Below are 26,197 nucleotides of genomic sequence, written 5' to 3' on the forward strand. Positions count from 1 at the left end.
TTAAGGCATGAGCAATTAGCCGATTATTCGGTGCCATGCTTTAATAATATTTTAGCAAATATTAAACGATTGGAGGAGGAAGACAGCTTGTTCTGTTCATAAAATTCTATTTCTTATCCGAAGATAAGAAAATTTAATGGTTTAATTTCGATGATTGTAAAATAACAAGGATCCATTCGGGTGATTGTATTTGTAGTGACGGTATCAGCCAAAAACGGGGGCTAATTTTCATTAGCCCCCGTTGATTAAACTTTCTGAAGAAAACCTTATGCTTGACCTAATACTGTTCGGTATCGTTAACTCCTCCCAATGCGCGGTAAAGATCCACCACTGCGTTGAGTTTTTCCCGCTTTATGCTAATCTGTTCTAGATCATTTTGTAAAGCATTGTTTTGTGCGGTTATGACTTCCAGATAATTTGCCATGCCACTTTTGTAGAGTAGGGCAGCGTCTGAAGTCGCCTTGGCTAATGAATTGGATTTAGCTTCAATCAGCTGAAGTCTCTGATCGCTATGCTTTATTTTTGCTAAAGCATCCGATACCTCCGAAACTGCTAGCATAACAGACTGTTTAAACTGTACCGCCAATTTTTCACGTTCGATTATCGAAATCTCATAGTTTGTCTTCAGCGCACCTTTTTGAAAGATCGGTTGGGTGATGTTTCCTGCTATTGTTTTCACAATGGACCCCGGCAGATCAAACCAGCGATTGAATTGAAATGAGTTTGTTCCGATCGAAGGGGTCAAACTGATTGAAGGATACATCGCTGCTTTGGCCAGCCCTATTCTACTGTTCGCTGCAACTACGGCATACTCGGCCGCTTTGACATCGGGTCTTCGGCTAAGCAGTTCGGCTGGAACTCCCGTTACCAATGTCCCATCGACAATAGTTGCATCAAGACCTTTGGAACGCTGAATTTTATCGGGAAAATCACCGCATAGTATACTTATGGCATTTTCTTCAATAGCGATATTCTGGTCAGCTAATGGAATCAGCAATTCTGCCGTTTTCTTTTGTGCTTCGGCCTGTTCTACCGCTAGAGAACTCACCAGTGAGGAATTGTATTGTAGACGGATCATACTCAATGTACTGTCACTAAGTTGTACATTTTTCTGGGCAATCTTTAACTGTTCGTCCAACGCGATCAGGTTGTAATAAGATTGGATAACCTGAACAATAATGCGCGTCTTTAACGCTGATAAATTTTCCTTTTGTCCAAAGAAATTTGCTAATGCTTCTTCTTTCTGCATCTTTGCCTTTCCCCAGATGTCTGCTTCCCAAGAAAGTCGGAGTGTAGCGTTGTAATCATCCATATAAGGGGTTCCAATAAATTGATCGCTAAGGGAACCGTTAAGGGAATTGGTGGATAACCAGGTCCTATTCGCGCCCAAGTTTAGATCAAGTGTTGGTAAAAGGCCCTTTTTTGATTGTTTATAAGCCAGTTCCAGCTGTTGCATACTTAAAAGTGCGACACTAACATCCGTGTTTTTGATGAGCGCTTTTTCAATGAGTGCAGTTAAATTGGGATCTTTCACAAACTTCCGCCACGATAATGCCAATGTATCCGAGGTCAGGACAATTTCGTTATTTCTGAAATTTTCAGGTAGGTCCAAATCCTGACGTGTATATTTTTTGCCGACACTGCACGAAGCGAGCAGTAGGGAAGTACCTGCTAAAAAAATAATATAGTGATGAAATTTTTTCATTTTAATCGTTTGTCTTTTTCACGAGTTTTTTACTTGAGACCTTCTCCTGTAAATATTGAAATACCAGATACAATAACGGTATAACGATCACACCGAGGATGACCCCGCTTAACATACCCATTGCTGCTCCCGTACTAATGGAGTGGTTACCTGTCGCTGTTCCCCCAGTAGCAAACATCAAAGGAACCATACCTGCGATAAAGGCTAATGAGGTCATTAAAATTGGGCGAAGGCGTGCTTTGGCCCCCTCCAAAGCAGAATCAATGAGTGAAGAACCAGCCCGTCTACGCTGTAACGCAAACTCAACAATCAGAATCGCATTCTTGGCCAAAAGACCAATGAGCATAATCAATCCGACTTGAACGTATATATTATTGTCCAGACCGATAGCACGTGTTCCTAAGAACGATCCGATGATCCCGGTCGGAATCGATAACAGGACTGCCAACGGCAATAGATAGCTTTCATACTGTGCGGAAAGTAAGAAATAGACGAACAATAAGCTCAATGTCAAAATGATCATTGTCTGATTACCAGAAGATTTTTCTTCCAAACTAAGCCCTGTCCATTCGAAACTATAGTCTCCAGGTAATTTGTTCAGCACATTTTTCTCCAGGGTTTCCATAATAGCGCCATTACTGATACCTGGGTTACTGACAACGTTAATGGTAAGCGAGTTGTACAAGTTGTAACGTGTCACAGATTCCGGTCCGTAGACTTTGCGAAGTGTAACCAATGTATTTACCGGTAGCATTTCCCCTTTATTATTCTTGACAAATATTTCATTGAACGCGTCCTTATCCGTTCTAAAAATTCCGTCTGCTTTTACAGCGATACGATAAAATTTACCAAAACGATTGAAATTCAGTGATTGGTCGCCGGCAAAATAGGTCTGAACAGACGAAAGCATTTCACTGACATCTACACCAAGCTGAGCCGCTTTATCTTCGTCAACTTCCAATTCCATTTGTGGATAATCTGCTCTGAACATGGTGTAGGCAAATTGTACACCTGGTTGTTGCATAATCTTTGCAATAACAGAATCGGACATTGCTTTAAGCTCTACCGGAGACTTTCCAGCTCTATCTTGTAGTACAAGTTCGGCACCGTTCATCATACCATAACCATCGACAGGAGGGGAGCGGAAAGCCATTGCATTGCCTTCTTTAACAGTAGTTAGCTTTTGAGAAATCACCTGATGAATCTGATCAATATCATTCATTTCGCCACGTTTCTTCTTATCCTTTAGACGGATGAATCCTGTTGCATAAGCCGCACTGGAGTTGTTGCCAATCATATTGAAACCAGTGATACTCGTGTGGCTTTCAATAGAAGGTAAGTCAGCCAATAGTTTTTCTATTTTTTCTACAGCTTTTGTTGTTCGATCGAGACCGGTACCTGGAGGCATTTCCAAACTGTACACGACAAAGTTATCATCTTCCATAGGAACGAAGCTTCTTGACGTACTGGTCATGAGATATCCCGCAGCAGCTATTGTAGCGATAATTAATAAGGCCGCTAGCCATTTTTTCTTAACAAGATATTTCAGAGAGCCGACGTATCTATTTGTCATGTTTTCAAAACCAGCATTAAAGGCTTTGAAAAACCGTTGTGAGAATCCTGTTTTTTGAACTTGCCCATCATGATTTTCAGCATGTGTATTTTTCAGCAACAAGGCACAAAGAGCTGGCGTCAACGTCAATGCATTTATTGCTGAAATTACAATGGCGATAACCAGTGTATAGGCGAATTGTTTGTAAAACATTCCCGATGAACCGGTCATAAAGCCGATCGGAATAAATACGGCACACATAACCAGGGTAATCGAGATAACCGCACCGGTTATTTCACTCATGGCACTGTGTGTGGCCTCGTTACCGGTCATGGTCGATGTTTCCATCTTGCCATGGACGGCTTCGACGACGACAATGGCGTCATCGACCACAATACCGATGGCCAATACCAAGGCAAAAAGGGTCAATATATTGATCGTAAACCCAAACACCAGTAGGAAAAAGAATGTCCCTACGATGGCCACTGGTACCGCGATTGCCGGAATAATCGTCGACCGGATGTCCTGTAAGAATAAGAAAACCACCAAAAACACCAGGAGAAACGCTTCAATTAATGTCGAACGCACCTGCGCGGTACTTTCATCCAGACGCTCCTTGGTACTGATCAGCTTAAAAATCTTGATGCCGGGAGGAAATGAGCGTTGCGCTATTTCGATCTGTTTATCGATACCTATTTCAATTTCGTTGGCATTGGAACCAGAAGTCTGGAAAATACCAATTGTAACTGTGTTCAATCCATTATTTTGCGAATTACCGCTATAGCTGATCGAACCAAATTCGATTCGGGCAACATCTTTCAGCCTGACGATCTGAACATCATTATTTTTAACAATAATGTTTTCATACTGTTCCGGAAGATTCTTTTTCCCTTTATATCGAATCACATATTCCAATGGTGCCTTTGATTCTTCACCTAGTTTTCCGGGTGCGGACTCCAGACTTTGCTTGGAAATGGCAGCGATGACTTCTTGGGGTACAAGCCCATAACTTGCCATTTTCTGAGGATTCAGCCAAACGCGCATGGAGTAGTCCTTGGAGCCAAATACCATGGCCTGGCCCACACCGGGAACACGTTTGATCTGTGGGATCAGGTTAATGTTGACATAGTTCTGCAGGAAAAGTTCATCATATTTTTTGTTATCTTCCGTATAGATATTAAAAATCATGATCATACTATTCTGTTGTTTGGAAGTCGTCAATCCCATCCGCACAACTTCTTGTGGAAGTATCGGTGTTGCCTGTTGCACCCTGTTCTGTACGTTTACAGCTGCTTGATCCGGATTTACACCAGCCTTAAAAACAATACGTACGGAGAATGTACCATCGTTACTTGCTGTTGAGGTAATGTATTCCATGTCCTCAACGCCATTGATCTGCTCTTCCAGTGGTGTGACAACTGACCGTAATACGGTCTCACTATTACCACCGGGGTAACTTCCCGTAACCTGAACCGTAGGGGGAGCGATATCGGGGAACCGTGTCTGCGGTAGTCTCAAAAGACCAATTACCCCGAGTATCACAAATATGATAGATATAACAGTTGCCAAAACTGGCCTGTCAATAAATTTCTTCAGCATTTTATTTTAAATTTTAGATAAATCTACTACAGGCTCTTATTTCTTAGTAGGTTGAACCTGCATTCCGTCATTAAGCATATCAATTCGATTCATTACGATTTTTTCGCCCGCTGTCAGGCCTGATTTGAGCAGATACTCATTGGCCGTATTTCCGGCAATCTCGATCTGTTTCATGGCAATTTTGTTTTTGTCTCCGATGACATAAACAAAATAGCGGTCCTGGATATCTTTAACAGCTGCCATGGGAACTAACAATACATTGTCATGAACCTTTTTTAGGACAACTTTGGCTGAACCGCCAGAACGAAGTATTTTGTCCGGGTTGGCAAATATTGCCTTTAGTGTCATACTACCAGTCGTCTTATCAATATTACCGCTGGCCATTTCTACTTTTCCGGGATGATTATATACTGTACCGTCAGCGAGGATCAATGTTGCGTTATCGTTGGATGATTTCTTTCCACTGTCTTTCATAAAGGTTATAAAATCAGCTTCGCTTAAGGAGAAATAGACGTTCACAGTATTGATTTCAGACAATGTTGTCAACGGTGTCGCATCTGCAGCCGTAATCAGGTTTCCGATACGATTTGGGATCCGCCCGATATATCCGCTTACTGGAGCATTTATTAAGGTAAATCGTGCATTGATTTGCGAGGAGCCTAAGGCCGCTTGTGCCTGTGCAACCTGAGCTTTTGCAGCAGCGTAATTCGCTTCGGCAGTTTTAAGCTGAAGTTCGGTGTACACCTTGCCTTCTACCAACGGCTTGATCTTTTCAATTTCCAGTTTCGCATTTTGTTCTGCGGACAGCGCTGCCTGATAAGCTGCCCTGCTGTTATTAACTTGTTCATTATATACATCTGCTTTTATTTTGAAAAGGGCTTGGCCTTTTGTGACGTAATCCCCCTCCTTCACATAGATCTGCTCCAGATAACCTGTTACTTGAGCTTTTACGTCAACATTGACCGTACCCTCTAACGTGCCGGGATATTTTTTTTCTGTTTCCGCCTGTGCGGGGGATAATTCGATAAAGTCAACAGTAACTGCCTGCTCTTGCGGTTGTTCTTGGTTACCTCCACAGGACGATAATAATGTAGCTGCTGTAATAAATTTAAGGATAGGTTTTAAAGTCATCGTTCTTAGTGCCATTTTATCATTTTATATAAAGCAAAAGAAAGAATTCTTTTAAGGGATGTTGTAAGGAAATCTACCGAGACGTAACAATTGCTTGCTGAAACGTAGCTATAATGCGCTGAATTTTGAAATTATTTAATCAGAATGGGTCTTTTTTGTCGTTTTCCTTAGAAAGACGTTACTTGCAGAAATGACCTCACCCGTTAATTGTGTCCAAAAATTTGGAATTAAAGACCATTGTCAATTAATAATCCAGCCAGTTTTTTAAGAGTTGTGCTTTTTCGCGGCTGACGAGGACTTCGACATCTTCGCTATATTTGATTTCTACTTTAAGTTTTCCATTAAAATGATTATGTAATCTCTTTATTGCGTCTATATGCACAATAAATTGTCTATTGGCACGAAAAAAAACTTTAGGATTTAGTTGTTGTTCCAGCTCTTCTAAGGTTTGTGGTACAATTTCGACCGTGCCACATTTCAATTTGGCATGTGTCAACTTAAACTCTGAATAAAAATACTGAATGTCTTCTACCAGTATTGTTTTATAACCATCCTTGTAGGGTAGGAGAAACCGGGTTCTGAAATCTTTTGGATAAATAAAATCCAATAAGCCCTGAATTGGGTCCTGATTCGTCTGTTGAAGTTTTAGACTGTCTAATTTGATCAGCGCATTTTCTAATTCTTTTTTTTCTACAGGTTTCAGGAGATAATCTATACTGTTGAACTTAAAGGCCCTGACGGCATATTCATCAAATGCGGTCGTAAAGATAATGGGGCAGTCAATTTTTATACTTTCGAGAATCTCGAAACTTATACCGTCGGAAAGGCGGATATCCATCATGACCAAATCCGGAGATTCATTGCCTTGAAACCAGCTGATACTATCCGTAATATTATCCAAGACATCCAGTATCTGTATAGATGGTTTTATTTCCTTCAACAGACGTTTTAGACGATCAGCATTCAATTTTTCATCTTCAATAATCAATACGTTGGCTATACTCATGACTTTTGTTCTATAAGTGGTAGATTAACTTTGAATGTCTTCCCATTGTTCATGATCTCAGGTTGCAGGCTGGACAATAGATCATATCTCTTAATGATATTCGAAATACCTATTCCAGATGATTCGGAAACATTTTCGATGGGGATCAGAATATTTTCGACAACTAATTGGTTATGGGCATTGGTGTACACCTTAATTTTTAATGAACGTTTTTTATTGGTTTGGTTGTGTTTTAGTGCATTTTCGACTAAAAGCTGTAAGGTGAGTGGCGGAAGTTGGTAATTAGACTTTGCAGGATCTACATTTATTTCAAAATGAACACCTTCTCCAAACCTGTTTTTAATTAAGAAAATATAGGAATCTAAAAAATTGAGTTCCTCCTCGAGAGAAATAACATCTTTTTTTGAATTCACTAAAAGGTAACGATATATTTTTGAGAAATTTTCAGCATATTCATATCCAAGTTGTTGATCTTCTAAAATGATTTCGGATAATACGCTCAAATTGTTGAAGACAAAATGTGGATCAATCTGTAATTTCAGTGATTGAAGTTCTGTTTCGAGAATGACTTGCCCCAGTTTGGCTGCACGTATGGATTCATTTTTCCAATTGTTGATCAGGTGGATACCAATGTTGATCCCCATAATCAATAATGCGACCATAACACTGATGGAGATATTCTGTATAGTACCTCTTTTTTCTTCCAGAGATGTTGCAAGGGTGAGGTTTTGCAGCTCAAAATAATGGGAAATGATATAAACCAGTAATAAATTGATAAGGAGGACCACAAGTAGATTAATAACGGTTTCAATAAGAAGCCTTTCCGCTGGGTGATCTTTCCATGTTAAGACACGGTCCAATTTCTTATGGACAATGATACTGAACTCTGAAATAAAGAAGCTATAAATAATGGTAAATGTCCATTCTCCCAATATTTCAAACGCGTTCCGCTGAAAATAACCATTCCAGCAACTTGAAAATGGATCTATAATATAGGCAACAAGATAAATGAGAAAAAAAGACAGTAGGGTAAATAATAACCTCTTCTTGTTTGTACTGATTAGATTTTTCTCATTTTTATAGATTGTCTTATCCTGCATTCTTTTTTACTTGTATATAGCTATTAAATCACTACAAATTTCGCAATTCATTTAAGGATTGAACCACAAATTTATTCTGAAACGTACAAAGAGCAAGCTGAAATATCAATTTGTACAACCCAATCGTATATTTTATAAATCATCCGTATCCCGCTCACGTTATATTAATATACTAAATTCGATTTGTTTTTACAATCAGATAATAATATTTAACCTGGTAATTTATTAAATTGTTCGGTGTAAAATTAATGTATATTATGGTTGAGTTATTTCACTTAAATTGTGTTCGGATTGTTTCGCAGGTGAACGACAATGTGTGCGGGCATTGCCTGTTAATTAAGGATGGAGACAGATTGGTTTTAATTGATACGGGTATTGGCTTGTTGGATACCCGTTATCCGATGGAACGGATAGGTAAAGAACTTGTGGAAATGGTTGGTTACCGTTTTAATGAGGAGCTGACAGCTATCCGTCAGATTGAAAAATTAGGATTTGATCCATCTTCTGTCACCGATTGTGTGATATCTCATTTAGATAATGATCATATAGGAGGACTGGCTGATTTTCCAAATGCCACTGTTCACGTTGGAAAAGAAGAGTATGAAAGCTATCTGGCCGGTAACCCGCGTTATTTGGAAATACCATTATCGTATCAGCCGATAATCAAAACTTATGCAAAAGATGATCTTCAATGGTGTGGTCTTGAAGTTAGAAAACTGGCGATTGATGTTCAGGTTCCACTGTATCTGGTACCTCTCTTTGGTCATACTTTAGGGCACTGTGGAGTTGCTATAGGATCTGAAGTCAAATTGCTCTATGTCGCTGATGCGTATTACATGAAAGTAGAACTTACTGACCAAACGCATCCTGTGAATATTTTGGCCGAAAGTAGAGCCGAAGATAATCATCAGCGCTTAGAATCGCTGGACAAAATCCGTCGCTTTATAGCCCTAAATCCTGGCGTTAAAGTATTCGGTTATCATGATATTACCGAGTTCGACGATTTCACCGAGTGATATAGTAATAAGTTGGAAGGTGGAGAGCTGTCCGCTTAAAAAAAGGATTGACAATGTTTCTTTTGTCAATCCTTATGGTTTAAGTGGAGTTACGTCTCCATGTAATCAAAAAAGCTGATTATTTTGGTTCTTTGTGGGGTGTCGGTGTATGGACAATATCGAAATAAACGGCTTTATTGTCGTTGTTCGGATAGATGCGGTACGTAAATTCCTGTTTTGTCAATACCGTAATATCAACCACACGTGTGAAAAGTGTTTCTCCCGCAGCATTTTTAGCAACGATAGTCCGTGTTTTCCCATCTGCTGAAACAGACCAGTCTCCATGCATTTTGGGAGAGTCATCCAGATTGAACATGGTAAAGGTACCATTGGATTTGAAGTAGGCAAAACCTACGAAATTTGAGACATTGGCATCTGTCAATACCACATTTTCACCTTTGTTATTTTTGGCGTTTGTTGTCTCCCAAGCGGTACTAGCTAATACCTCGCTTGGTGTAAGCTGAGGCTCTGGTGTAACTTCATCATCCTTACTGCAGCTGGCTATCAGCAAAGTACAAATGGCAATATAACATACCAATGCAATCTTTTTTAAATCTTTCATAATCATTAAATTTATTGTTTCACAAAAGTAATTGCATGGTTGTGATTGCATTTGTCCCTTTTATTCCAAGGTTTGAAGGATTTATAACAACTACAGAGACAGCCAAGATTTTCTAAAAAGGAGGCTATTGTATTGTTTTGATGCTTAAGGGGAGCTTAGTAAGAGTAAGAGTAGGAGTAGGAGTAGGAGTAGGAGTAGGAGTAGGAGTAGGAGTAGGAGTAGGAGTAGGAGTAGGAGTAGGAGTAGGAGTAGAAAAGTCTGAACTTTGGGGAAGCCGGAATAGGTCAAAGATGTTGCTACCAAAAATAAGGCAGGAGACCCTCGCGGTCCCCTGCCTCCCAGATATGTGATATAAAATTAGAAAAATTGCACCTTCGAAAATTAGTTATTGTTCCAGCCTCCACCTAAAGAGCGATAGAGATCTACTACAGCTGAAAGTTCGGCTTTTTTGACTTGCGCGAGCTCTAGTTCACTCTGCAATATATTGCTTTGCGCGGTGATTACTTCCAAGTAAGTAGCCATACCCGTCTCAAACAGTAGGTTCGCATGTTTTGTAGCCTCTTTCAAACGGTTGGTTCGATCCAAAGTAATCTGTTGTTTTTCTTTTAGTTTTTGAATCGAGACTAAAGCATCGGAAACTTCGCCAGCCGCAGCAATGACCTTTTGTTTGAAAATCATAACATTTTTTTCTTGTTCTATACGAGCAAGTTCATATTGTGTTTTCAACTCTCTACGCTGAAAAATAGGCTGTGTAATACTTCCTGTAATAGCACCAAATAACGAGCCTGGCAAATTAAACCAGTTACTGGCTTTGAAAGCATTGACTCCAGCCTCAGCACTTATGACCAAGGATGGGTACATTCTCGCTTTAGCGGATTTTTGATAGGCCTGAGAAGCTGTGACAGCAAGTTCAGCCTGCTTAACATCCGGACGGTGGCTTAGTAAGTCTGCCGGTATTCCTGTCGCCAAATCTTCTGGAAAACGAACATTGACCAATTGTTCCTGTGTTTTGATTTCTGCAGGGAGTTTACCACTAAGGATCTGAATTGCATTCTCCTGAAGGCGAATCTGCTGCTCGAAATCAGGGATAAGCGCGGCTGCAGACAAACGTTGTGCGTCAACTTGTTCTAAGGCAAGTAATGTAATATCACCAACTTCGTATTGTTGTTTAACGATGCGGAGGGTCGTGTCGCTTAACTGTAAATTTTGCTGTGCGATATCCCGCAATTGGTAAAGCATCAAAAGTTGATAATAGCCTTGCGCTACTTGGGCAATCAATTGTGTTTGTATGACTTTTTTCGCCTCTTCCGTCTGCAAGTACGATGCTAAGGCAGCGGCGTTCTGGTTTTTGATTTTTCCCCATAGGTCAGCCTCCCAAGATACACCCACTGAAGCCGTATAGTCTTCAACATGGTGCTGTTTTAGAAATTGGCCCAAACTTAATCCGTTCATACTGTTATTGGAGGGGTTGGTGCTGTTTCCCCTGATCTGCAACTGTGCTGAAGGAAGATAATTTGCTTTTACCTGCCTTAAGCTCAGTTGAGATGCCTCTATATTTTTAAGAGCCAATTGCATATCCAGGTTATGTTGGATAGCACTGTCGATCAAGCTTTGTAAAACCCGATCTTTAAAAAAGTCGCGCCAAGGAATAGAACCAATATTGTTTTCTTGTGGCGCTTTCCCCTGATCACGATATTGCTCGGGCAGATTTGGCGCAAGGTTTTTATTGCTGACCAATTTATCTGTTTTACAAGACCACGCTGCAAAAGATAAGATGAAAATAGTCAATAGCTTTGCTTTTCTATTCATATATTTCGATGTTGTCATTGTTCACTAATTATTTGTATGTACAGGAATTTCCAAAGAAATGGATTCATTTTCTCGTTGTTTTTCCCTTGGCGTGCCACTTACTTTCTCCTGTATAAATTGAAAAACAATAAAGAGGATAGGAATAATAAACAGTCCTAATACAACGCCACTGAGCATTCCACCGGCAGCTGCGATACTGATTGAGTGGTTACCCTGCGCAGAGGGGCCTACTGCGGTCATCATAGGAATCATACCCACAATAAACGCTAGGGAGGTCATGATAATAGGACGCAGACGTAGGCGTGCTGCTTTAAGCGCCGCGCTAGGTATTGAGAGTCCCTGTTTCCGCCCCTGGATAGCGAATTCGACAATTAAAATTGCATTCTTTGCCAACAAACCAATTAACATGACCAAAGCTACCTGAACGTAAATATTATTTGCCGTATCGGTGAAACTAATTGCTGCAAAGACACCGAATATCCCTGTTGGAATAGAGAGTATAACCGCTAATGGGATAATATAACTTTCATATTGTGCCGCAAGCAGGAAGTAAACAAAGATCAAACAAAGAATAAAAATAAGGGTCGACTGACCTCCCGAAACAATTTCTTCTTTGGTCATACCCGAAAATTCATAGGTAAATCCAGTAGGCAAATGCTGTTTCGCAACTTCTTCGACCGCACGGATCGCATCCCCTGAACTATAGCCGGGTTTTGGGATCGCATTGATTCCGATCGAATTAAATAGATTGTAACGCGAAGCAGTCTCAGGTCCATATACACGTTGCAATTTAACCAATGTGTTGATCGGTACCATGTCACCTAATCTGTTTTTTACAAAGATTCCGTCCATGGAAGTTGGTTCGCTGCGGTCTTTTGCATCTGCTTGGACCATAACGCGGTAGTATTTTCCAAATCGATTGAAGTCTGATGCCTGTGCACTACCGAAGTAGGCCTGCATGGTCTGCAAGATGCTTTTGGTACTTACACCAAGTTGCTCGGCTTTGATATCATCCACCTGCAATTCATACTGTGGATAATCCGCTTTGAATGTCGTAAAGGCCATCATGATTTCAGGACGTTTCATCAGTTCACCGATAAAGCCTTGACCAATAGTGCTGAATTTACCAAGTTGTCCTCCGGTTCTATCCTGAAGAACCATATCAAGACCATCCACGTTACTAAATCCGGGAACCGTAGGAAAGGTAAATACGAAAAAATTTGCACCTTTGATATTTGCTAAACGTTGGTTCACATCGGCCATGATTGCATTGATATCCTTGATGTTACCGCGTTCTTCATGAGGTTTCAACAAAATAAATGCAACACCCGCGGAAGGACTGGTTGATTGTGTTAAGATATTAAAACCAGCCAAAATGTTTAGTGTCTTGGTAAAGTCAGCATGTTGGAGCTGTTTTTCAGCTTCAGCCAATGCACCCGAAGTACGATCCAAAGAGGCACCGGCAGGCATGGATAATGATACGGCGATAAAACCCTGATCTTCGGAAGGGATAAATCCGGTTGGTGTACGACGAATCATAAAAATCGTCAACAACAAGGTGATCCCCAATCCTGCAAAAGCTACCCATTTGTAACGGATCAAAAAGCGTAAACTGCCTAAGTAATTCTTTGTGAGTCGGTCAAAACCAACATTAAATCCTGTAAAGAAACGTTCTTTGAAATTAAGTTTCTTGGCGCCGTCGTGGCCATGGTGTGTAGGCTTTAAAAATAGAGCACAAAGCGCCGGACTTAAAGTCAAGGCATTGATGGCCGAAATTACAATGGCTATGGCCAGGGTAAAGGCAAATTGTCGATAGAAAACTCCCGTCGAACCTTCCATAAACCCAATAGGAAGAAACACTGCGGACATAACCAGGGTAATGGAGATGATAGCTCCAGTAATCTCACTCATGGCGGAAGTGGTCGCTAATTTGGGCGGGAGATTATTATGCTCCATTTTGGCGTGTACCGCCTCCACCACCACGATGGCATCATCCACGACGATACCGATTGCCAGTACGAGTGCAAATAATGTCAGCAGATTGATGGAGAAACCAAAAAGCTGCATAAAGAAAAATGTTCCTACAATCGCCACAGGCACAGCGATGGCCGGTATCAACGTGGATCTAAAATCCTGAAGGAATAGGAAAACAACTAAAAATACCAGAATAAAAGCTTCGATCAAGGTATGTTTAACTTGATCAATAGATTGATCGAGCGCATCTTTGGTATTATATAAAACAAGATACTTCACACCCTTTGGAAAGCTTAAAGAAGCTTTTTCCATAAATTCCTGGATGGCAATCTGAATTTCATTCGCATTGGACCCAGCTAATTGCATGACGCCAATATTGAGCCCGGCTTTACCATTGATACGTGTATGGCTCGCGTAGGTGTATGACCCTAATTCAACGCGGGCGACATCTTTAAGTTTTAAGACCGAACCATCTGTATTTGATCGGATAATGATATTCTCGTAATCGCTGGCTTGGTTAAGCTTACCTTTATATTTGATGACAAATTCAAAGGCTTCGCGACTACTTTCGCCAAATTTTCCAGGAGCGGCTTCAACGTTTTTATCTTGGATAGCGGCCATCACTTCCTCCGGAGTTAATTTGTAGGCGGCCATTTGGTTTGGATTAAGCCATACACGCATGGAATAATCTTTACTACCACCGAAAGCCAATGCTTGTCCTACTCCAGGGATACGTTTAAGTTCTGGAATGATGTTGATCTGCGCATAATTGGTAATAAAGGTTTGATCATATTTACCCTCGTCCTCAGTATATAGATCCAATACCATGATCAAGCTATTTTGCTGTTTGGCGGTTGTAATCCCGGCCTGAACAACTTCGGCCGGGAGCTGGCTCGTGGCTTGTGCCACCCGGTTCTGTACATTGACAGCAGCCTGATCAGGATCAGTGCCCAGCTTAAAATATACCGTAATCATCAATGATCCGTCATTACTGGCGGTAGAGCTCATATAGCTCATGTTTTCGACCCCATTGATAGACTCTTCCAGCGAAGGAGCAACAGCACGAAGTACTGTTTCGGCATTTGCGCCTGGATATAATGCGGTGACCTGTACCGCAGGTGGGGCGATGTCCGGAAATTGCTGTAAGGGCAGCTTTAGGATACCGATTACTCCCAATATCACAAGTAATATGGAAATTACGGTGGCAAGTACAGGCCTTTCTATAAATTTCTTAAGCATAAGTTTGTCGTTATAATATTAATTGATGCTGTCTTTTGATAAAGGTTGTGGTGTGATTTTTTGGCCGTCTTGCAGTAAATCAATACCCTTATAAACAATGCGGTCGCCTGCATTTATTCCTTTACTTACAAGATAGTTTGAACCACTTTTTCCGATGACAGTAATAGGCTGCTGTACAACTTTATTTTCTTTTCCGACCGTATACACAAAGATCTTGTCTTGCATTTCAAGTGTAGCAAGTTGTGGCACCAATAGAGCCTGATCGTATTTCTTTTGTAGTCTGACACGGCCTGTATTTCCATTACGTAACACTCCTTCGGGATTACTGAAAGTCGCACGTAACGTAATCGCACCAGTGTTTTTGTCAAACTGACCATCCACCATATCTATTTTTCCTTTTTGATCATAAATAGTCTGATCAGAAAGCACTAAGCTGATTGGGGGAAGGTTGTTTAATTTTTGTTGCAGGTTACTACCTTCCGTATTGTTTTTGAAGGCAATAAAATCATTTTCTCCCAATGAAAAATAGACGTGGAGATCTCTGACATTTGAAAGTGCTGTCAAGGGTTGTGTATCAGTTGGGCCTACTAAACTTCCTTGTTTGCGTTGCAGCCTTCCGATATATCCATCGGTTGAAGCGCGGATCAAGGTATAGCCCACATTGATTTTTGCGGTCTCTACAGCAGATATTGCCAATTGCACATTTGCCTTAGCAGCATTGCGCGCACTGATCGCTGTTTTTAATTGAAAATCAGTCAGGACTTTGGTATTTACCAACTTTGTTTTCTTTTCAACTTCCAGTTCTGCATTTTCCAATGCAGCTTTCGCAGCTAATAAGTTGGCCTTAGCTTGATTCAATTGCTCTTGGTAAGGGCGGTCATTAATTTTAAAAAGCGCCTGACCTTTACTGACCTTCGCACCCTCATCGACATAGATCTGTTCCAAAATGCCCTCAACCTGGGGTCTGATTTCAATATTGGCAGAAGCTTCGATTGTTGCCGGATATTCCTGATAGATGGTCTCCTGGCCATTTTCGATGCTGACAACAGGTAGGCTAACTAGTGGCGGATCATTAGGCTTGCTTGTTCCTGTCGAACAGCTGTATAACAAAATTGCACTAAGCACATATGCAGTCTTTACGATATTAATTCGTTTAACACTGTTAAGTGCAGGAATGTAAATCTTCTTAAGACTTGGTGATACATTTGTTTTCATGTGATATTAAAAATTGAAGTTTTGGTGTATTTAACGGTGTTAGATTTTTTAACGTTGTATTTTTTGATGCAAAAAAAATTAGTCAGTAAGTGAACGTGTGATTCCGTAGATTGCATCTTTTAGTACCTCCTGGTTGGTATTGTCTCCGTTACCTTGATTAACTAAATTGATGGATATGAGGCCATGTATAATAGACCAGTATGTGAAATATTTTCTACAGATCAAGTCTTCTGACGGACTTTTATCTTTCATGATCTCACGAATTACGTCACTGATCAATCTGCCATGAGATTCAGCACACTTATACGTTTTTTCAAACCCACAGCAAGCTGTACCTACCCCAAACATGAGTTGGTATAATTCGCGCTCTTCAAATGCAAAATCCCAGTAACTGAACCACATTGCTTCCAATTGTTTCTCCAAGTCGGTTTGAGTTGATTTGGCTTGTCTGACTTTTTTTGCAAGTAAGAGATAACCTTGGTTGGCAAGTTCGTTTAAAATTGCATCTTTGTTTGCAAAATACTCATAAATCATGGGGGCGGTATATTCGATGATATCCGCAATTTTGCGCATACTCAATGCCTGCCATCCCTCTTCTTTTACGATTTGAAGAGCGGCATCGAGAATATTTGTTCTATTCTCATCCTTAAGGCGTTGTATGCGTTCTTTACTACCCATGCTTAATGCATAAATGATTTAACAGTGTTAAACAAAATTCTAACTTTTTATTTTATTTAATGACATTTGAAAGTCATTAAATAAAAATGTCGCTTAAATATTCTCAAATAGCCCCTTTGTTGTGAATATTGCGGGCTATTAGGATCTGTTTTATCCGGCTTCTCTCTTTGTCCGACAATGGAATTGCCTTTTCTAGTATGGTCAGGATGTCTGAGCTTTTCTCTGTTTGTAATAGGAGATCCAAGAAACCTAAATAGGTACGGATCAGGTCGGTTTTGACACCAAAGAAGATGCGCGGATCTATGATGTAGATTTCTTGCACCAATGCGAGCAATGTTTCTTTTCTTTTTTTATCGTTTTCTGTTTGCCCGTAATCGGGTAGAAAACCTTTCTTTTCCAATTCACGGAGTTTGACAGCAACCGCATTTTCCCGAACGTATTTTTTCTGTTTGCGATCCAGAAAATCGCGCAATTCAGCTAACAGATTACGGTACACAACTTGTTTCTCTTTGCCAGTGAAGAGATTAAGGTCCGTTGAATTGCTAATATCTTCTTGTTCAAAATCGTCAAAAAAATCGGATGTTACATAAACCGAGTGATGAAAATCTATCGCATTATTGTTAAAGCTACTGAGTACTTTGGCAATTTCTCTTTTATCGCTATTGCGCAAATAATAGTAATAGCGGTCCCCGATCTGTTGGTTCCAACGAATGTAATTGACCTGAAACGTGTAGGAAGGTCCGTCTTCCGGACTATATAAAGTCCATGACAGTAGATCCGTTTCTTGAATCAGATGATCATATATTAATATTGTGCCGTTGATTCGTATGGTGTAATCTAAATCGCGGTTAAGGTATAGAAACCAGCCAAATTCCTGCGCCATGAAATCTATAAATTCTTTTGATTCTAAATGGGACGAATTTAGCCCGAAAACGCCCTCCAATCTCACTCGGGTACCTGTCTGTTGATTTTCTACCAGGATACTTTCGCTAACGTCATATTGTTCTTTGCTGTCTCTATCAATTTGGATGCGGTATGTTTTTAAGACTCCTTCTTCTTTTACAATTGTATTCCAGATCGCTCTTGTTGCAAACAATGAAAATGAAAATCTGCCTTTTCCTTTCTTTCCTCTTGTATAGGAACTTCGCTTGATACTATTTTTCTTTACTGAATCCAGAAAATTACCAAATGAATAGGGTAGTGTATCGAAAATGATGCCCTCACCATTATCGTTGATGCTAATGCAGTTTATATAACCGAGTTCATTGCTATCAATTGCAATATCGACTTCGGTAGCTCTTGCATCAAAGCCGTTCCATATATATTCAGCAATGACCAGTTTCGGATCTTTAGGTAAACCAGCGGATTCTATACTCAGGTTGGTTATCTGCGTGTTTTTTTTCATGGCTATAGCAATTCTTGTAATTAAAATTTAAGGTGTTAAAAATAACAGGTTTCACAAATAGATTGTTTACTTCGTATTAGCTCTTTTACTTCTAAACTTTTTTATCGAGTAAGTTAATGCATAAGAGATTCCGAAATAGATGATAAGGTTCAGAAGAAGATATATGCCGTTGAAATATGTTCTGTCCGGTGGTTCTGGGTAACGCTTTCCTCCCAAATATGTATAAAATGGAAAGGGGAAACCAATCGCATCGTTACCATCCGAGGGGCTGTCAAATCTCGAAAATAGAATGGTTATGATTACCGTTAAAATAAAAAAAATGAGCCAAGTTGCTCTGGGAAACTTTGGAAACATACGCGTAAAGACAATTGTTGTTATAAATAAAAATACAATATCTTATGAATATTTGATGCATGTACTTTTCAATAGGTTTTGGTCTATCTTTTTTCAACCTTTTGTAAACTGAATGAAGTGTGTTTTCAATTTCTTTTGCATAAGAAAACGATTATAATTTAAAAGCGTTAGTTTTGATTGAGAAAATAATAAAGGCATTATATTAAAAAGTAGATTATGCTTATAAAAACATTGAAAAGTCTTTTTTATAGAGATCTGAATAGATTGAAAACAGAAATTGCATCTTATGCACAAGAAGAGAATATCTGGATTGTTGATCATGGTATTGCGAATTCAGCGGGAAATTTATGTTTACATTTAATTGGCAATTTACAAACTTATATTGGAGCGGAGATCGGAAAAACAGGCTATATTAGAAATAGGGAGGCTGAGTTTACCCTGCGGGATATTCCAAGATCGGTACTTTTAGATGGTATAGACAATACCATTAGTGTCGTTGATCTGGCTTTGGATAAGCTTAATCAGGACGACCTTGCCGCAATATATCCCCTATTAGTGTTTGAGGAGAAGACAACAACGGAATATTTGTTGGTGCATTTAACGACACATTTAACCTACCATTTAGGGCAGATCAATTATCATCGTCGCCTGTTGGATCTATAACAAATATTTAACGATGGAATCGGATTTAAAAAAGACATTAAATAAAAATCTTGTTGGTAAAGGGCTCCGAAATACGAGCGTAGACTTGTCTGTTTTAAAATACTATAGGCAATATGCCAAAACTTATGCCGAGATTCATAATGGCATTGTTGTACTAAGTGATTTAACGGCGAATTGGAGCTTTACCTTTATGGGGGCAATAGCGGAGCGTCTACACCTGTCTTCTCCTGATAGAAAAATGGAGATCAATAGTATTTGGGAAGACTTTCTCTTATCACGCGTACATCCTGAAGATCTGGCTGTCAAACATAGGCTTGAACTGCAGTTTCTTGATATGGTTAAGACCATAGGTCCCAAAGAACGTTTTCAATACCAGGCAAATAGTGTACTCCGTGTGGAGGGGAAAGATGGGAAGAATATGTTGATGTCACATCAGATCGTCTATTTGGATACCCCCGGTAAAGAGTTTCCCCAGCTGGCATTGTGCTGTTATACCTTATTACCCGACAAAGAAGATCAACATGGGAACAATAACTATATCTTTAATCAGGTCAGCGGTGAGGTCTATTTACTCCATAAACAAGATGTCAAGGATGCCATGAGCCAACGTGAGAAGGAGGTATTGAAGTGTGTAAGAGGGGGGATGATCAGTAAGGACATTGCTGAAAAGTTAGGTCTGAGTGTCAATACTATTAACCGGCATCGGCAAAACATTCTACAAAAACTGCGGGTTCGCAATCTGCACGAAGCGATCAGTGTATACGATAAAATGTATAAGCAAGAAGATGATTCTCAATAATATCAATTCTGTCAAAAGCAACTCTTTTGACAGACTTGATCATTATGATCAATCGGAACTATTTTCTTTTAACCATTTTGTTCGACGCTGGTCGGGAAGATGCTTGATGCTAAAGTGCTCAAAATTAGCCTGGAAGCCATCACCATCAGGTGATGCACCCATCATCCCAATTAATACGGGGTGGTTGTCTTGTAGCCATGCATTTCTCATCATCGTATATTGCTTGTCATCAAAGGAATAAAAGAATTCTACTGCATCAAGTCTCCGGATAGCCTTTATCCATATAAAAGGGATTTCTTTGTCTACCGGTATAATGCTCCAATCACTGGTCCGATGTGTGACAACAGTGCTTAGGTTATACTTTCCATCGACAAATTCTATTCCTGCTTTTATATAATTTTCATGATCTATCCGTAGCATAAGACCTGCTTGATCAAAACGAGTTTTATAGTTAGCCGAAATCTTGACCTTCACTTCAAATTCACCACCGCGCTCTGTGTAGAAGAAAGGTGCATCATCCACAGTAAATCCATAATGTGATATACGCCAGTAGTCACTTTTAGGTGTAACAAACATGGACAGCGCGTTGTTGCTGATTGTCCACTCGTTAGGTTCATTAAACCAGATCATCTTGTCCAATTTCTGCCCGGTCACCTGCATGGTAAAGAAAGGAAGCAATGAGGTAACAAAAAATGTTTTTATGTTTTTCATGATATTCTTTTTAGCAAAGGGTATATTCTGTATTCTGACGACAAAGATATCGTTGGTATACAGTATTTTTCAATACTGATTTATAACCATGATTTGAACTAAGATCTTTAAATGTAATTTATTTGCAATTTAATTGCATTTAATGCTATTGCTACATAGTTGCAACAATAAAAAAACTTACCTTCGTTTATCTTTATTGCAATCACTAGCTTGTTGCATGCTGAATTCAGTAAATACAATATAATAAGATAAAAAGTCTAAAGACATGGAGTTTTGGGAACGTAATTTTGTGGAAAAAGGAGAGATGTGGGGCGGAAGTCCTGCTCATTCAGCGCTAATGGCAAAGGATTTCTTTCTATCGAAAAATATAAAAGAGATCCTAATTCCGGGATTTGGCTATGGGCGAAATGGTCATGTATTTCTCGAAAATGGAATCGCTGTTACGGGAATAGAGTTGTCCAATACAGCAATTAAACTTGCGCGAAAACATTTTGGACCTCAAACGATTATTTATCATGGGTCGGTCGTTGATATGCCATTTGACACCAAAAAATATGGTGGTATATTCTGTTACGCACTTATCCATCTTTTGGGAACTGAGGAGCGGGCTAAATTGATACGCGACTGTTACGAGCAGTTATCCGACGATGGTTACATGATCTTTACGACTGTGTCAAAACAGGCAAATATTTATAGGCAGGGGACTGCCATAGGCACAGATCGTTTTGAAATGTTTGGAGGTGTTAGCATGTTCTTTTATGACTTGGAGTCTATTCGTTCAGAGTTCGAAAAATATGGGTTGATTGAAATCAAGGAAGTAGAAGAGAATTATCCTTTTTATTTGATCATTTGTAAAAAATAGAATAAACGAGAAAATCATAGATGAAACTATTGTGATTTATTTAATTCACCTGTTGGAATGATTACGTTTGGGAGACGAAAACCTTTTACTTACAGGTTTATAAATCTGCCAGTATCATCAGCATTTAAAATCAAATTTATAAAAATGAAAGACGATAAAAATTTTGATGTCATCATTATTGGAGGAAGTTATGCCGGACTTTCGGCAGCAATGGCACTGGGACGATCACTACGTCAGGTGCTTATTATTGATAGTGGACTACCATGCAATAGACAGACACCGCATTCGCATAATTTTATAACTCATGATGGCGAAAAGCCATCGGTTATTGCTAAAAAAGCGAAAGAGGAGGTATTAAATTATCCAACAGTAAGATTCCAGAAAGGACTTGCTGTAAGTGGAAAGAAAACAAGCAATGGCTTTGAAATCAATACTGAAAATGGCGAACTATTTAGTGCAAAAAAGTTGATTTTTGCGACTGGGGTAGAAGATATCATGCCAGGTATCCAGGGCTTTTCGGCCTGTTGGGGGATTTCAGTTATCCATTGTCCATACTGCCATGGATATGAATTCAGGGGCAAGAGAACAGCAATTATGGCTAACGGTGACCGGGCTTTACATTTGGTATCTTTAGTCAATAATCTCTCTACCGATCTGACAGTATTGACTTCTGGAGAAGCAAATTTTAGTGTGGAGCAGGCTGCAAAATTGAAGAAGCACGGTGTAACTGTCATAGATGAACCAATTAGTAAAATCCAGCACAAGAATGGCTGGGTGGAAAAAGTGATTTTCAAGGACAACAAAGCAATAGCATTTGATGCCGTATATGCAGCAATCCCTTTTAGGCAGCATTCAAGTATTCCTGTTGAGTTGGGCTGTGACTTGACTGAACAAGGGCATATTGTCGTTGACAATTTTCAGAAAACAACTATTAAAGGGGTTTTTGCATGTGGCGATAATACGAGTATGATGCGGTCCGTTTCCAATGCTGTAGCAGCGGGCAATTTAGCGGGAGCAATGGTCAATAAAGAATTAGTTGAAGAAAACTTCTAATATATACTTGCAAGATCGTAGCCACAACAAATTTAATCTTAATTTCATTCGGAAGCGATCTGGGATGAACGCTTCCGAATGAAGAACTTTTTAAGAGCTATTGTGCTTAGCCCAACTTAAGCAGACATTTTTCTCATTAGAAGTTCGAACGGACCATGTTTAAATCTTTTGCCCCAAAGTTTACTGAAATAGTAACTGCATGCAAAATAGAGAAGCGAAATAATAAATATGAGTATTGGGGATAGTGACTTGGATGGATTGATCTTGGTAAAGTATCCCTGATTTATCATAAATGAGAAGAAAACTAACCCGATTGTTAGATGGGAAATATAATGTGTCAATGTCATTTGTCCCGTTTTGGCCAAATCGTTTGCAAATTTGTGATGTGAAATAAATTTGCTGATATACATGAACGAAGCAATTAACATTAATCCAAATCCTATTGTACTGATTAGAAAGGGTAGAAAAGGGGGGAGGTAATCTGTATTCAGAAAAAAATCAATCTCAGGAGTCATCAGATTTTTGGGAATACCTTGCAATAGTTGGATCAATAAGTACATGACTAGTCCGATACCAAATGTTTTCCTCTGTATATTTAAATCCGTCCAGTCTAGTTTTGCCAGGTACATTCCGGTAATAAAATAACTCATCCAAGGGAAAACAGCATTCCAGCCATTATAGAAAGAGTTTCGTATAAAACCAGCTAAAGTCCACATATCTTTATATTCCAGTGTGTCAAAATTCCATCCTGTTTCATAGGGAATCCAAAGAAGTAGCAGGTGGAAGACGAGGGCAAAAATAATTGCGCCGTAGATATATTGTTTTTTATCGCGGAAAAGGAAAAATGAGGCAATGAACATATAAAACCCGTAAAAATGTAGAATATCCGCTGGCCACCAGATCGCGAGTACTAATCCCAAAACAAATAAAAATCCGGCCCGTTTAAGTACAATATATTTCTGATTTAGCTGCTCTTCAGCGGTGCCAAATGCCTGTTTTTTTGTCATCAGGGTTAATCCCATACCTGCTAACATAACAAATATAGTGCTTGAGTTGCCGCTAAAGAGGGAGAGGAATTGTCCCTGCCAACTGGTATCGTTGTGGTCTCCAAACACCATGTTAAAATTCACGATATACATCCCAAAGATTGCATACGCTCTTAATAAGTCAAATCCTATAAATCTCGTTTTTTCTGCCATGATAATTGCTTTCAAAATGTTATGCAAATTTTGAAAGATGTGTTAACATGGCATTTGACTTAAGTCAAATAATCAGTATTTGATTTTTGCGCGGATTCTGCTTAAGGTTTCTAATGAAATGCCCAGGTAAGATGCGATATAGGTAAGGGGAACCTGTTGTATCATATTGGGTTGATCTCTCAGGAGCTGTGAATAACGTGTGGAAGCATCAAGTGTATGAAAATCAAAAAGTCTTTTTTCCAGCCACATGGTGTAATACTCGGTCATCAAGAGATCGAGTTCCATTAAAGCCGAAAATTGACCTTTTATACGCTGAAAAGAACTATTATCAATTGATGATACCCTAACATCTGTGACCGCTTGTATAAATTCTTGGCTGGGCTGCTGGGTTACATAACTGCTAAACGCAACGGCGAGGTCATTTTCAAAGAGCAGCTCAGTCGTTAGCTCTTTGTTCTCGTTCAGATAAAATTTTCTTGCGATACCAGATTCAATCCAAAAGCTATATCGGCAGACCTCACCCTGATAGAGCAGAAAATCACCCTTTTTATAAGTTTTTATTTTTGATACAGCCTCGAGTGCACTGAGGGTTTCCCCGTCGAGCTGTTCAATAATGCTGTTGATCTTAAGGAGATGTTCATCCATAGGTTCCTGATAAGTACAGCCACTACCTTGATTCTATTTAACCTGTTGAACAGCTCCGGTTCTACTTGCCGTTTCTCTGCCCCATAATGCAATAGATTCCAATAGAGGAATAAGTGTCCTGCCAAATTCCGTAAGTTCATAATCGACCTTTAATGGCGCTTTGTCCGTGTGTACTGTGCGCTTAACCAAACCGTCAGCTTCTAATTCCTTCAGCTGTAGGCTCAACGTACGCTCTGTAATCATTGGACATTCTTTTCTCAGTTCATTATAACGTTTTTTTTCAATTAAATGAATGAGGATAACTGCCTTCCATTTGCCTCCTATATATTTCATTGTCAGGCTTGTACTGCATGGATATTGTTTGTTGTCTATCAAATACATCTGTTACTATCAAATTTGACCGTTATTGCAAATATATAATACTATCTTTATTTTTGCAACTATAAAAAATATAGTTAATTTAAAATTGTATGTTATGGCATTTTTAGAAACAGCAAAAGAACGTTATACAACAAAGAAGTATAATTCGACGGAAAGAATCACAGCGGACAAGATCGCTGAGCTAAAAGAAATACTTCGGTTGAGCCCTTCTTCCATCAATAGCCAACCCTGGAGGTTTTTCTTTATCTCAGACGGGGAGACAAAAACGAAACTGGCTGAAGCATCTTATTGGAATGCGGAAAAAATTAATGAGGCGAGTCATTTGGTAGTCTTTAGTGCACTTCATGATGTGGAACGATTTGAAGAGCAGATCAACGGTACACTACCCGAAGGCTCGATAAATTATTACCATCGTTTTTTGAAATCACAGGGAGAGCAGCATGTGCAATCCTGGATGAAACAGCAAGTGTATCTTTCTTTGGGATTTTTTCTCGCAGCATGTGCCGCGAATCATATTGATGCTACTCCGATGGAAGGTATTGAAAATGATCGTTATGATCGTATTTTAGGACTTGAACAATATCATACTTTATTTGCTGTTGCTATTGGTTATCGAAATACGGAGGATTCAAATCAGCCTAGCATAACAGCCAAGTCGCGTTTGAATATGGCGGATATTATTCGGGCAATATAACTTGTTTGATCGTGATTGGGAGGCCTAAAAAGTGCAGTAGTACCAAAAGTTGAACGAATTAATGGAAATAGATTTTTTGCAGAGGAGCTCGGTATTCTAAATATTAAACACAGGTATAGCTATTGACTAATTCACAATTAGACTTTATCCCTTGCAGGTTCGCATTGATAAACCACATTTTTTTGCAAAAAAAAATAATAATATGGCTCAAAACGTGTTGCTAAAGAGGATGTTGGGATGATTTTTGTTGTGTACGTAAATTATGAGGCAAGAATTGGCAGACAAGATAGCAATGTATAGTAAACGATACGGACTGTTTATGCATCCGGACTATATTAGTTTCGCGCGTGATACCACGCGATTGTTGCTTCGCAATGAATGTCTACGTATGGGAGATATAAAAATTTATCAGGATTATGTCGCCTCCCACTATCCGGAAGATCTCCCTTGGGAAATGAAACAATATCAGGAAGCAGCCAAGGCACTGATAAGAATGGATAAGGTAGCTGCTATTGCCTGGGTCTCTGCACATCAGATTAATCTTTTCGAGTCAGATATTTTTATTGATGATGAAGACGCAATTTTACGTCCTATCCAATTCAAGAACGATGATATGCTGCGCTACAACTTTAATACTTTGGAAGAGTTGATTTATAATCATCAGATACCTGAAGATCTATTCCGCAAAAATCAGACTTATTTTTGGATAGATGCGCGTATTGATTTGCGATAACTTTTTTTTGTTTTTGAATTTTAATTCTGAAATACCTTGTGAGTAGTAAATTTGATTATAATAAGTGCAAGTG

The 26,197-nt window shown here is 39.4% G+C and carries 22 protein-coding genes; 7 read left to right on the forward strand and 15 right to left on the reverse strand.

Going from position 1 to position 26,197, the window contains the following annotated elements; all coding sequences use genetic code 11:
- Window positions 1-277: 277 nt before the first annotated feature.
- From D7322_RS04360 to D7322_RS04380, 5 genes are all read right to left on the reverse strand, one after another.
- Window positions 278-1,705, reverse strand: coding sequence for an efflux transporter outer membrane subunit (locus D7322_RS04360; RefSeq protein ID WP_121121675.1), 1,428 nt, complete (start codon window positions 1,703-1,705; stop codon window positions 278-280).
- 1 nt (window position 1,706) lies between these two features.
- A complete protein-coding gene (locus tag D7322_RS04365) occupies window positions 1,707-4,856 on the reverse strand; it encodes an efflux RND transporter permease subunit (RefSeq protein ID WP_121121677.1) in 3,150 nt (1,049 codons plus the stop codon).
- A gap of 36 nt (window positions 4,857-4,892) precedes the next feature.
- On the reverse strand, window positions 4,893-6,002 hold the full coding sequence (locus D7322_RS04370) for an efflux RND transporter periplasmic adaptor subunit (protein WP_121121679.1): 1,110 nt from the start codon (window positions 6,000-6,002) through the stop codon (window positions 4,893-4,895).
- A gap of 229 nt (window positions 6,003-6,231) precedes the next feature.
- The gene (locus D7322_RS04375; protein ID WP_121121681.1) at window positions 6,232-6,993 is read right to left on the reverse strand and encodes a LytR/AlgR family response regulator transcription factor; all 762 of its coding nucleotides are present in this window, start codon (window positions 6,991-6,993) and stop codon (window positions 6,232-6,234) included.
- Window positions 6,990-8,093, reverse strand: a complete 1,104-nt coding sequence (locus D7322_RS04380; protein WP_121121683.1) for a sensor histidine kinase — start codon at window positions 8,091-8,093, stop codon at window positions 6,990-6,992. The genes D7322_RS04375 and D7322_RS04380 overlap by 4 nt, the downstream gene beginning before the upstream one ends.
- Before the next feature lie 257 nt (window positions 8,094-8,350).
- Between D7322_RS04380 and D7322_RS04385 the strand changes: the two genes are divergently transcribed.
- On the forward strand, window positions 8,351-9,109 hold the full coding sequence (locus tag D7322_RS04385; protein ID WP_121122107.1) for an MBL fold metallo-hydrolase: 759 nt from the start codon (window positions 8,351-8,353) through the stop codon (window positions 9,107-9,109).
- 118 nt (window positions 9,110-9,227) lie between these two features.
- Here the strand turns inward: D7322_RS04385 and D7322_RS04390 are convergent, their stop codons facing one another.
- From D7322_RS04390 to D7322_RS04420, 6 genes are all read right to left on the reverse strand, one after another.
- Window positions 9,228-9,710, reverse strand: coding sequence for a DUF4822 domain-containing protein (locus D7322_RS04390; RefSeq protein WP_121121684.1), 483 nt, complete (start codon window positions 9,708-9,710; stop codon window positions 9,228-9,230).
- A gap of 381 nt (window positions 9,711-10,091) precedes the next feature.
- On the reverse strand, window positions 10,092-11,519 hold the full coding sequence (locus D7322_RS04400; protein ID WP_121122109.1) for an efflux transporter outer membrane subunit: 1,428 nt from the start codon (window positions 11,517-11,519) through the stop codon (window positions 10,092-10,094).
- Between the two features lie 24 nt (window positions 11,520-11,543).
- Window positions 11,544-14,732 carry an efflux RND transporter permease subunit gene (locus D7322_RS04405; RefSeq protein WP_121121688.1) on the reverse strand — a complete coding sequence of 1,063 codons (3,189 nt, stop codon included), beginning with the start codon at window positions 14,730-14,732 and terminating at the stop codon, window positions 11,544-11,546.
- Window positions 14,733-14,750: 18 nt separating this feature from the next.
- A complete protein-coding gene (locus D7322_RS04410; protein ID WP_121121690.1) occupies window positions 14,751-15,947 on the reverse strand; it encodes an efflux RND transporter periplasmic adaptor subunit in 1,197 nt (398 codons plus the stop codon).
- Window positions 15,948-16,025: 78 nt separating this feature from the next.
- On the reverse strand, window positions 16,026-16,625 hold the full coding sequence (locus D7322_RS04415; RefSeq protein ID WP_108632157.1) for a TetR/AcrR family transcriptional regulator: 600 nt from the start codon (window positions 16,623-16,625) through the stop codon (window positions 16,026-16,028).
- A 103-nt stretch (window positions 16,626-16,728) separates the two neighbouring features.
- Window positions 16,729-18,030: an ATP-binding protein gene (locus tag D7322_RS04420; protein ID WP_121121692.1), complete on the reverse strand. Its 1,302-nt coding sequence runs from the start codon at window positions 18,028-18,030 to the stop codon at window positions 16,729-16,731.
- 570 nt (window positions 18,031-18,600) lie between these two features.
- Here D7322_RS04420 and D7322_RS04430 point away from each other — a divergent pair.
- Entirely contained in the window at window positions 18,601-19,047 is a 447-nt protein-coding gene (locus D7322_RS04430; RefSeq protein ID WP_121121696.1) for a DUF1572 family protein, read from the forward strand.
- Window positions 19,048-19,060: 13 nt separating this feature from the next.
- The gene (locus D7322_RS04435; protein WP_121121698.1) at window positions 19,061-19,846 is read left to right on the forward strand and encodes a helix-turn-helix domain-containing protein; all 786 of its coding nucleotides are present in this window, start codon (window positions 19,061-19,063) and stop codon (window positions 19,844-19,846) included.
- A gap of 48 nt (window positions 19,847-19,894) precedes the next feature.
- On the opposite strand, the gene D7322_RS04440 is transcribed toward D7322_RS04435, so the two are convergent.
- Window positions 19,895-20,557 (reverse strand): DUF1349 domain-containing protein, encoded by a 663-nt coding sequence (locus D7322_RS04440; RefSeq protein WP_245971252.1) that lies wholly within the window; start codon window positions 20,555-20,557, stop codon window positions 19,895-19,897.
- A 265-nt stretch (window positions 20,558-20,822) separates the two neighbouring features.
- Between D7322_RS04440 and D7322_RS04445 the strand changes: the two genes are divergently transcribed.
- Window positions 20,823-21,419, forward strand: coding sequence for a class I SAM-dependent methyltransferase (locus D7322_RS04445; protein WP_121121700.1), 597 nt, complete (start codon window positions 20,823-20,825; stop codon window positions 21,417-21,419).
- Window positions 21,420-21,563: 144 nt separating this feature from the next.
- Window positions 21,564-22,472: an NAD(P)/FAD-dependent oxidoreductase gene (locus D7322_RS04450; RefSeq protein WP_121121702.1), complete on the forward strand. Its 909-nt coding sequence runs from the start codon at window positions 21,564-21,566 to the stop codon at window positions 22,470-22,472.
- A 116-nt stretch (window positions 22,473-22,588) separates the two neighbouring features.
- Here the strand turns inward: D7322_RS04450 and D7322_RS04455 are convergent, their stop codons facing one another.
- From D7322_RS04455 to D7322_RS04465, 3 genes are all read right to left on the reverse strand, one after another.
- A complete protein-coding gene (locus D7322_RS04455) occupies window positions 22,589-23,671 on the reverse strand; it encodes a DUF418 domain-containing protein (protein ID WP_121121704.1) in 1,083 nt (360 codons plus the stop codon).
- 72 nt (window positions 23,672-23,743) lie between these two features.
- On the reverse strand, window positions 23,744-24,316 hold the full coding sequence (locus tag D7322_RS04460) for a Crp/Fnr family transcriptional regulator (protein ID WP_121121706.1): 573 nt from the start codon (window positions 24,314-24,316) through the stop codon (window positions 23,744-23,746).
- Window positions 24,317-24,349: 33 nt separating this feature from the next.
- Entirely contained in the window at window positions 24,350-24,649 is a 300-nt protein-coding gene (locus D7322_RS04465) for a winged helix-turn-helix transcriptional regulator (protein WP_220700015.1), read from the reverse strand.
- A 142-nt stretch (window positions 24,650-24,791) separates the two neighbouring features.
- On the opposite strand from D7322_RS04465, the gene D7322_RS04470 reads away from it, so the two are divergent.
- Both D7322_RS04470 and D7322_RS04475 read left to right on the forward strand, forming a co-directional pair.
- Complete coding sequence (locus tag D7322_RS04470; protein ID WP_121121709.1) at window positions 24,792-25,391, forward strand: nitroreductase family protein; 600 nt, start codon at window positions 24,792-24,794, stop codon at window positions 25,389-25,391.
- A 262-nt stretch (window positions 25,392-25,653) separates the two neighbouring features.
- A complete protein-coding gene (locus D7322_RS04475) occupies window positions 25,654-26,124 on the forward strand; it encodes a hypothetical protein (protein WP_121121711.1) in 471 nt (156 codons plus the stop codon).
- Window positions 26,125-26,197 lie beyond the last annotated feature (73 nt).

Source organism: Sphingobacterium puteale (assembly GCF_003627955.1).
GTDB lineage: Bacteria > Bacteroidota > Bacteroidia > Sphingobacteriales > Sphingobacteriaceae > Sphingobacterium > Sphingobacterium puteale.

Bases quoted from the DNA above. Each gene is read 5' to 3' on its own strand.
- D7322_RS04420 (WP_121121692.1), bottom strand. From the start codon at position 18,030: ATGAAAAAAAACACGCAGATAACCAACCTGAGTATAGAATCCGCTGGT.
- D7322_RS04415 (WP_108632157.1), bottom strand. From the start codon at position 16,625: ATGGGTAGTAAAGAACGCATACAACGCCTTAAGGATGAGAATAGAACA.
- D7322_RS04365 (WP_121121677.1), bottom strand. From the start codon at position 4,856: ATGCTGAAGAAATTTATTGACAGGCCAGTTTTGGCAACTGTTATATCT.
- D7322_RS04470 (WP_121121709.1), top strand. From the start codon at position 24,792: ATGGCATTTTTAGAAACAGCAAAAGAACGTTATACAACAAAGAAGTAT.
- D7322_RS04430 (WP_121121696.1), top strand. From the start codon at position 18,601: ATGCTTATAAAAACATTGAAAAGTCTTTTTTATAGAGATCTGAATAGA.
- D7322_RS04410 (WP_121121690.1), bottom strand. From the start codon at position 15,947: ATGAAAACAAATGTATCACCAAGTCTTAAGAAGATTTACATTCCTGCA.
- D7322_RS04445 (WP_121121700.1), top strand. From the start codon at position 20,823: ATGGAGTTTTGGGAACGTAATTTTGTGGAAAAAGGAGAGATGTGGGGC.
- D7322_RS04460 (WP_121121706.1), bottom strand. From the start codon at position 24,316: ATGGATGAACATCTCCTTAAGATCAACAGCATTATTGAACAGCTCGAC.
- D7322_RS04435 (WP_121121698.1), top strand. From the start codon at position 19,061: ATGGAATCGGATTTAAAAAAGACATTAAATAAAAATCTTGTTGGTAAA.
- D7322_RS04390 (WP_121121684.1), bottom strand. From the start codon at position 9,710: ATGAAAGATTTAAAAAAGATTGCATTGGTATGTTATATTGCCATTTGT.
- D7322_RS04405 (WP_121121688.1), bottom strand. From the start codon at position 14,732: ATGCTTAAGAAATTTATAGAAAGGCCTGTACTTGCCACCGTAATTTCC.
- D7322_RS04385 (WP_121122107.1), top strand. From the start codon at position 8,351: ATGGTTGAGTTATTTCACTTAAATTGTGTTCGGATTGTTTCGCAGGTG.
- D7322_RS04440 (WP_245971252.1), bottom strand. From the start codon at position 20,557: ATGAAAAACATAAAAACATTTTTTGTTACCTCATTGCTTCCTTTCTTT.
- D7322_RS04380 (WP_121121683.1), bottom strand. From the start codon at position 8,093: ATGCAGGATAAGACAATCTATAAAAATGAGAAAAATCTAATCAGTACA.
- D7322_RS04475 (WP_121121711.1), top strand. From the start codon at position 25,654: ATGAGGCAAGAATTGGCAGACAAGATAGCAATGTATAGTAAACGATAC.
- D7322_RS04465 (WP_220700015.1), bottom strand. From the start codon at position 24,649: ATGAAATATATAGGAGGCAAATGGAAGGCAGTTATCCTCATTCATTTA.
- D7322_RS04455 (WP_121121704.1), bottom strand. From the start codon at position 23,671: ATGGCAGAAAAAACGAGATTTATAGGATTTGACTTATTAAGAGCGTAT.
- D7322_RS04360 (WP_121121675.1), bottom strand. From the start codon at position 1,705: ATGAAAAAATTTCATCACTATATTATTTTTTTAGCAGGTACTTCCCTA.
- D7322_RS04400 (WP_121122109.1), bottom strand. From the start codon at position 11,519: ATGAATAGAAAAGCAAAGCTATTGACTATTTTCATCTTATCTTTTGCA.
- D7322_RS04450 (WP_121121702.1), top strand. From the start codon at position 21,564: ATGAAAGACGATAAAAATTTTGATGTCATCATTATTGGAGGAAGTTAT.
- D7322_RS04375 (WP_121121681.1), bottom strand. From the start codon at position 6,993: ATGAGTATAGCCAACGTATTGATTATTGAAGATGAAAAATTGAATGCT.
- D7322_RS04370 (WP_121121679.1), bottom strand. From the start codon at position 6,002: ATGGCACTAAGAACGATGACTTTAAAACCTATCCTTAAATTTATTACA.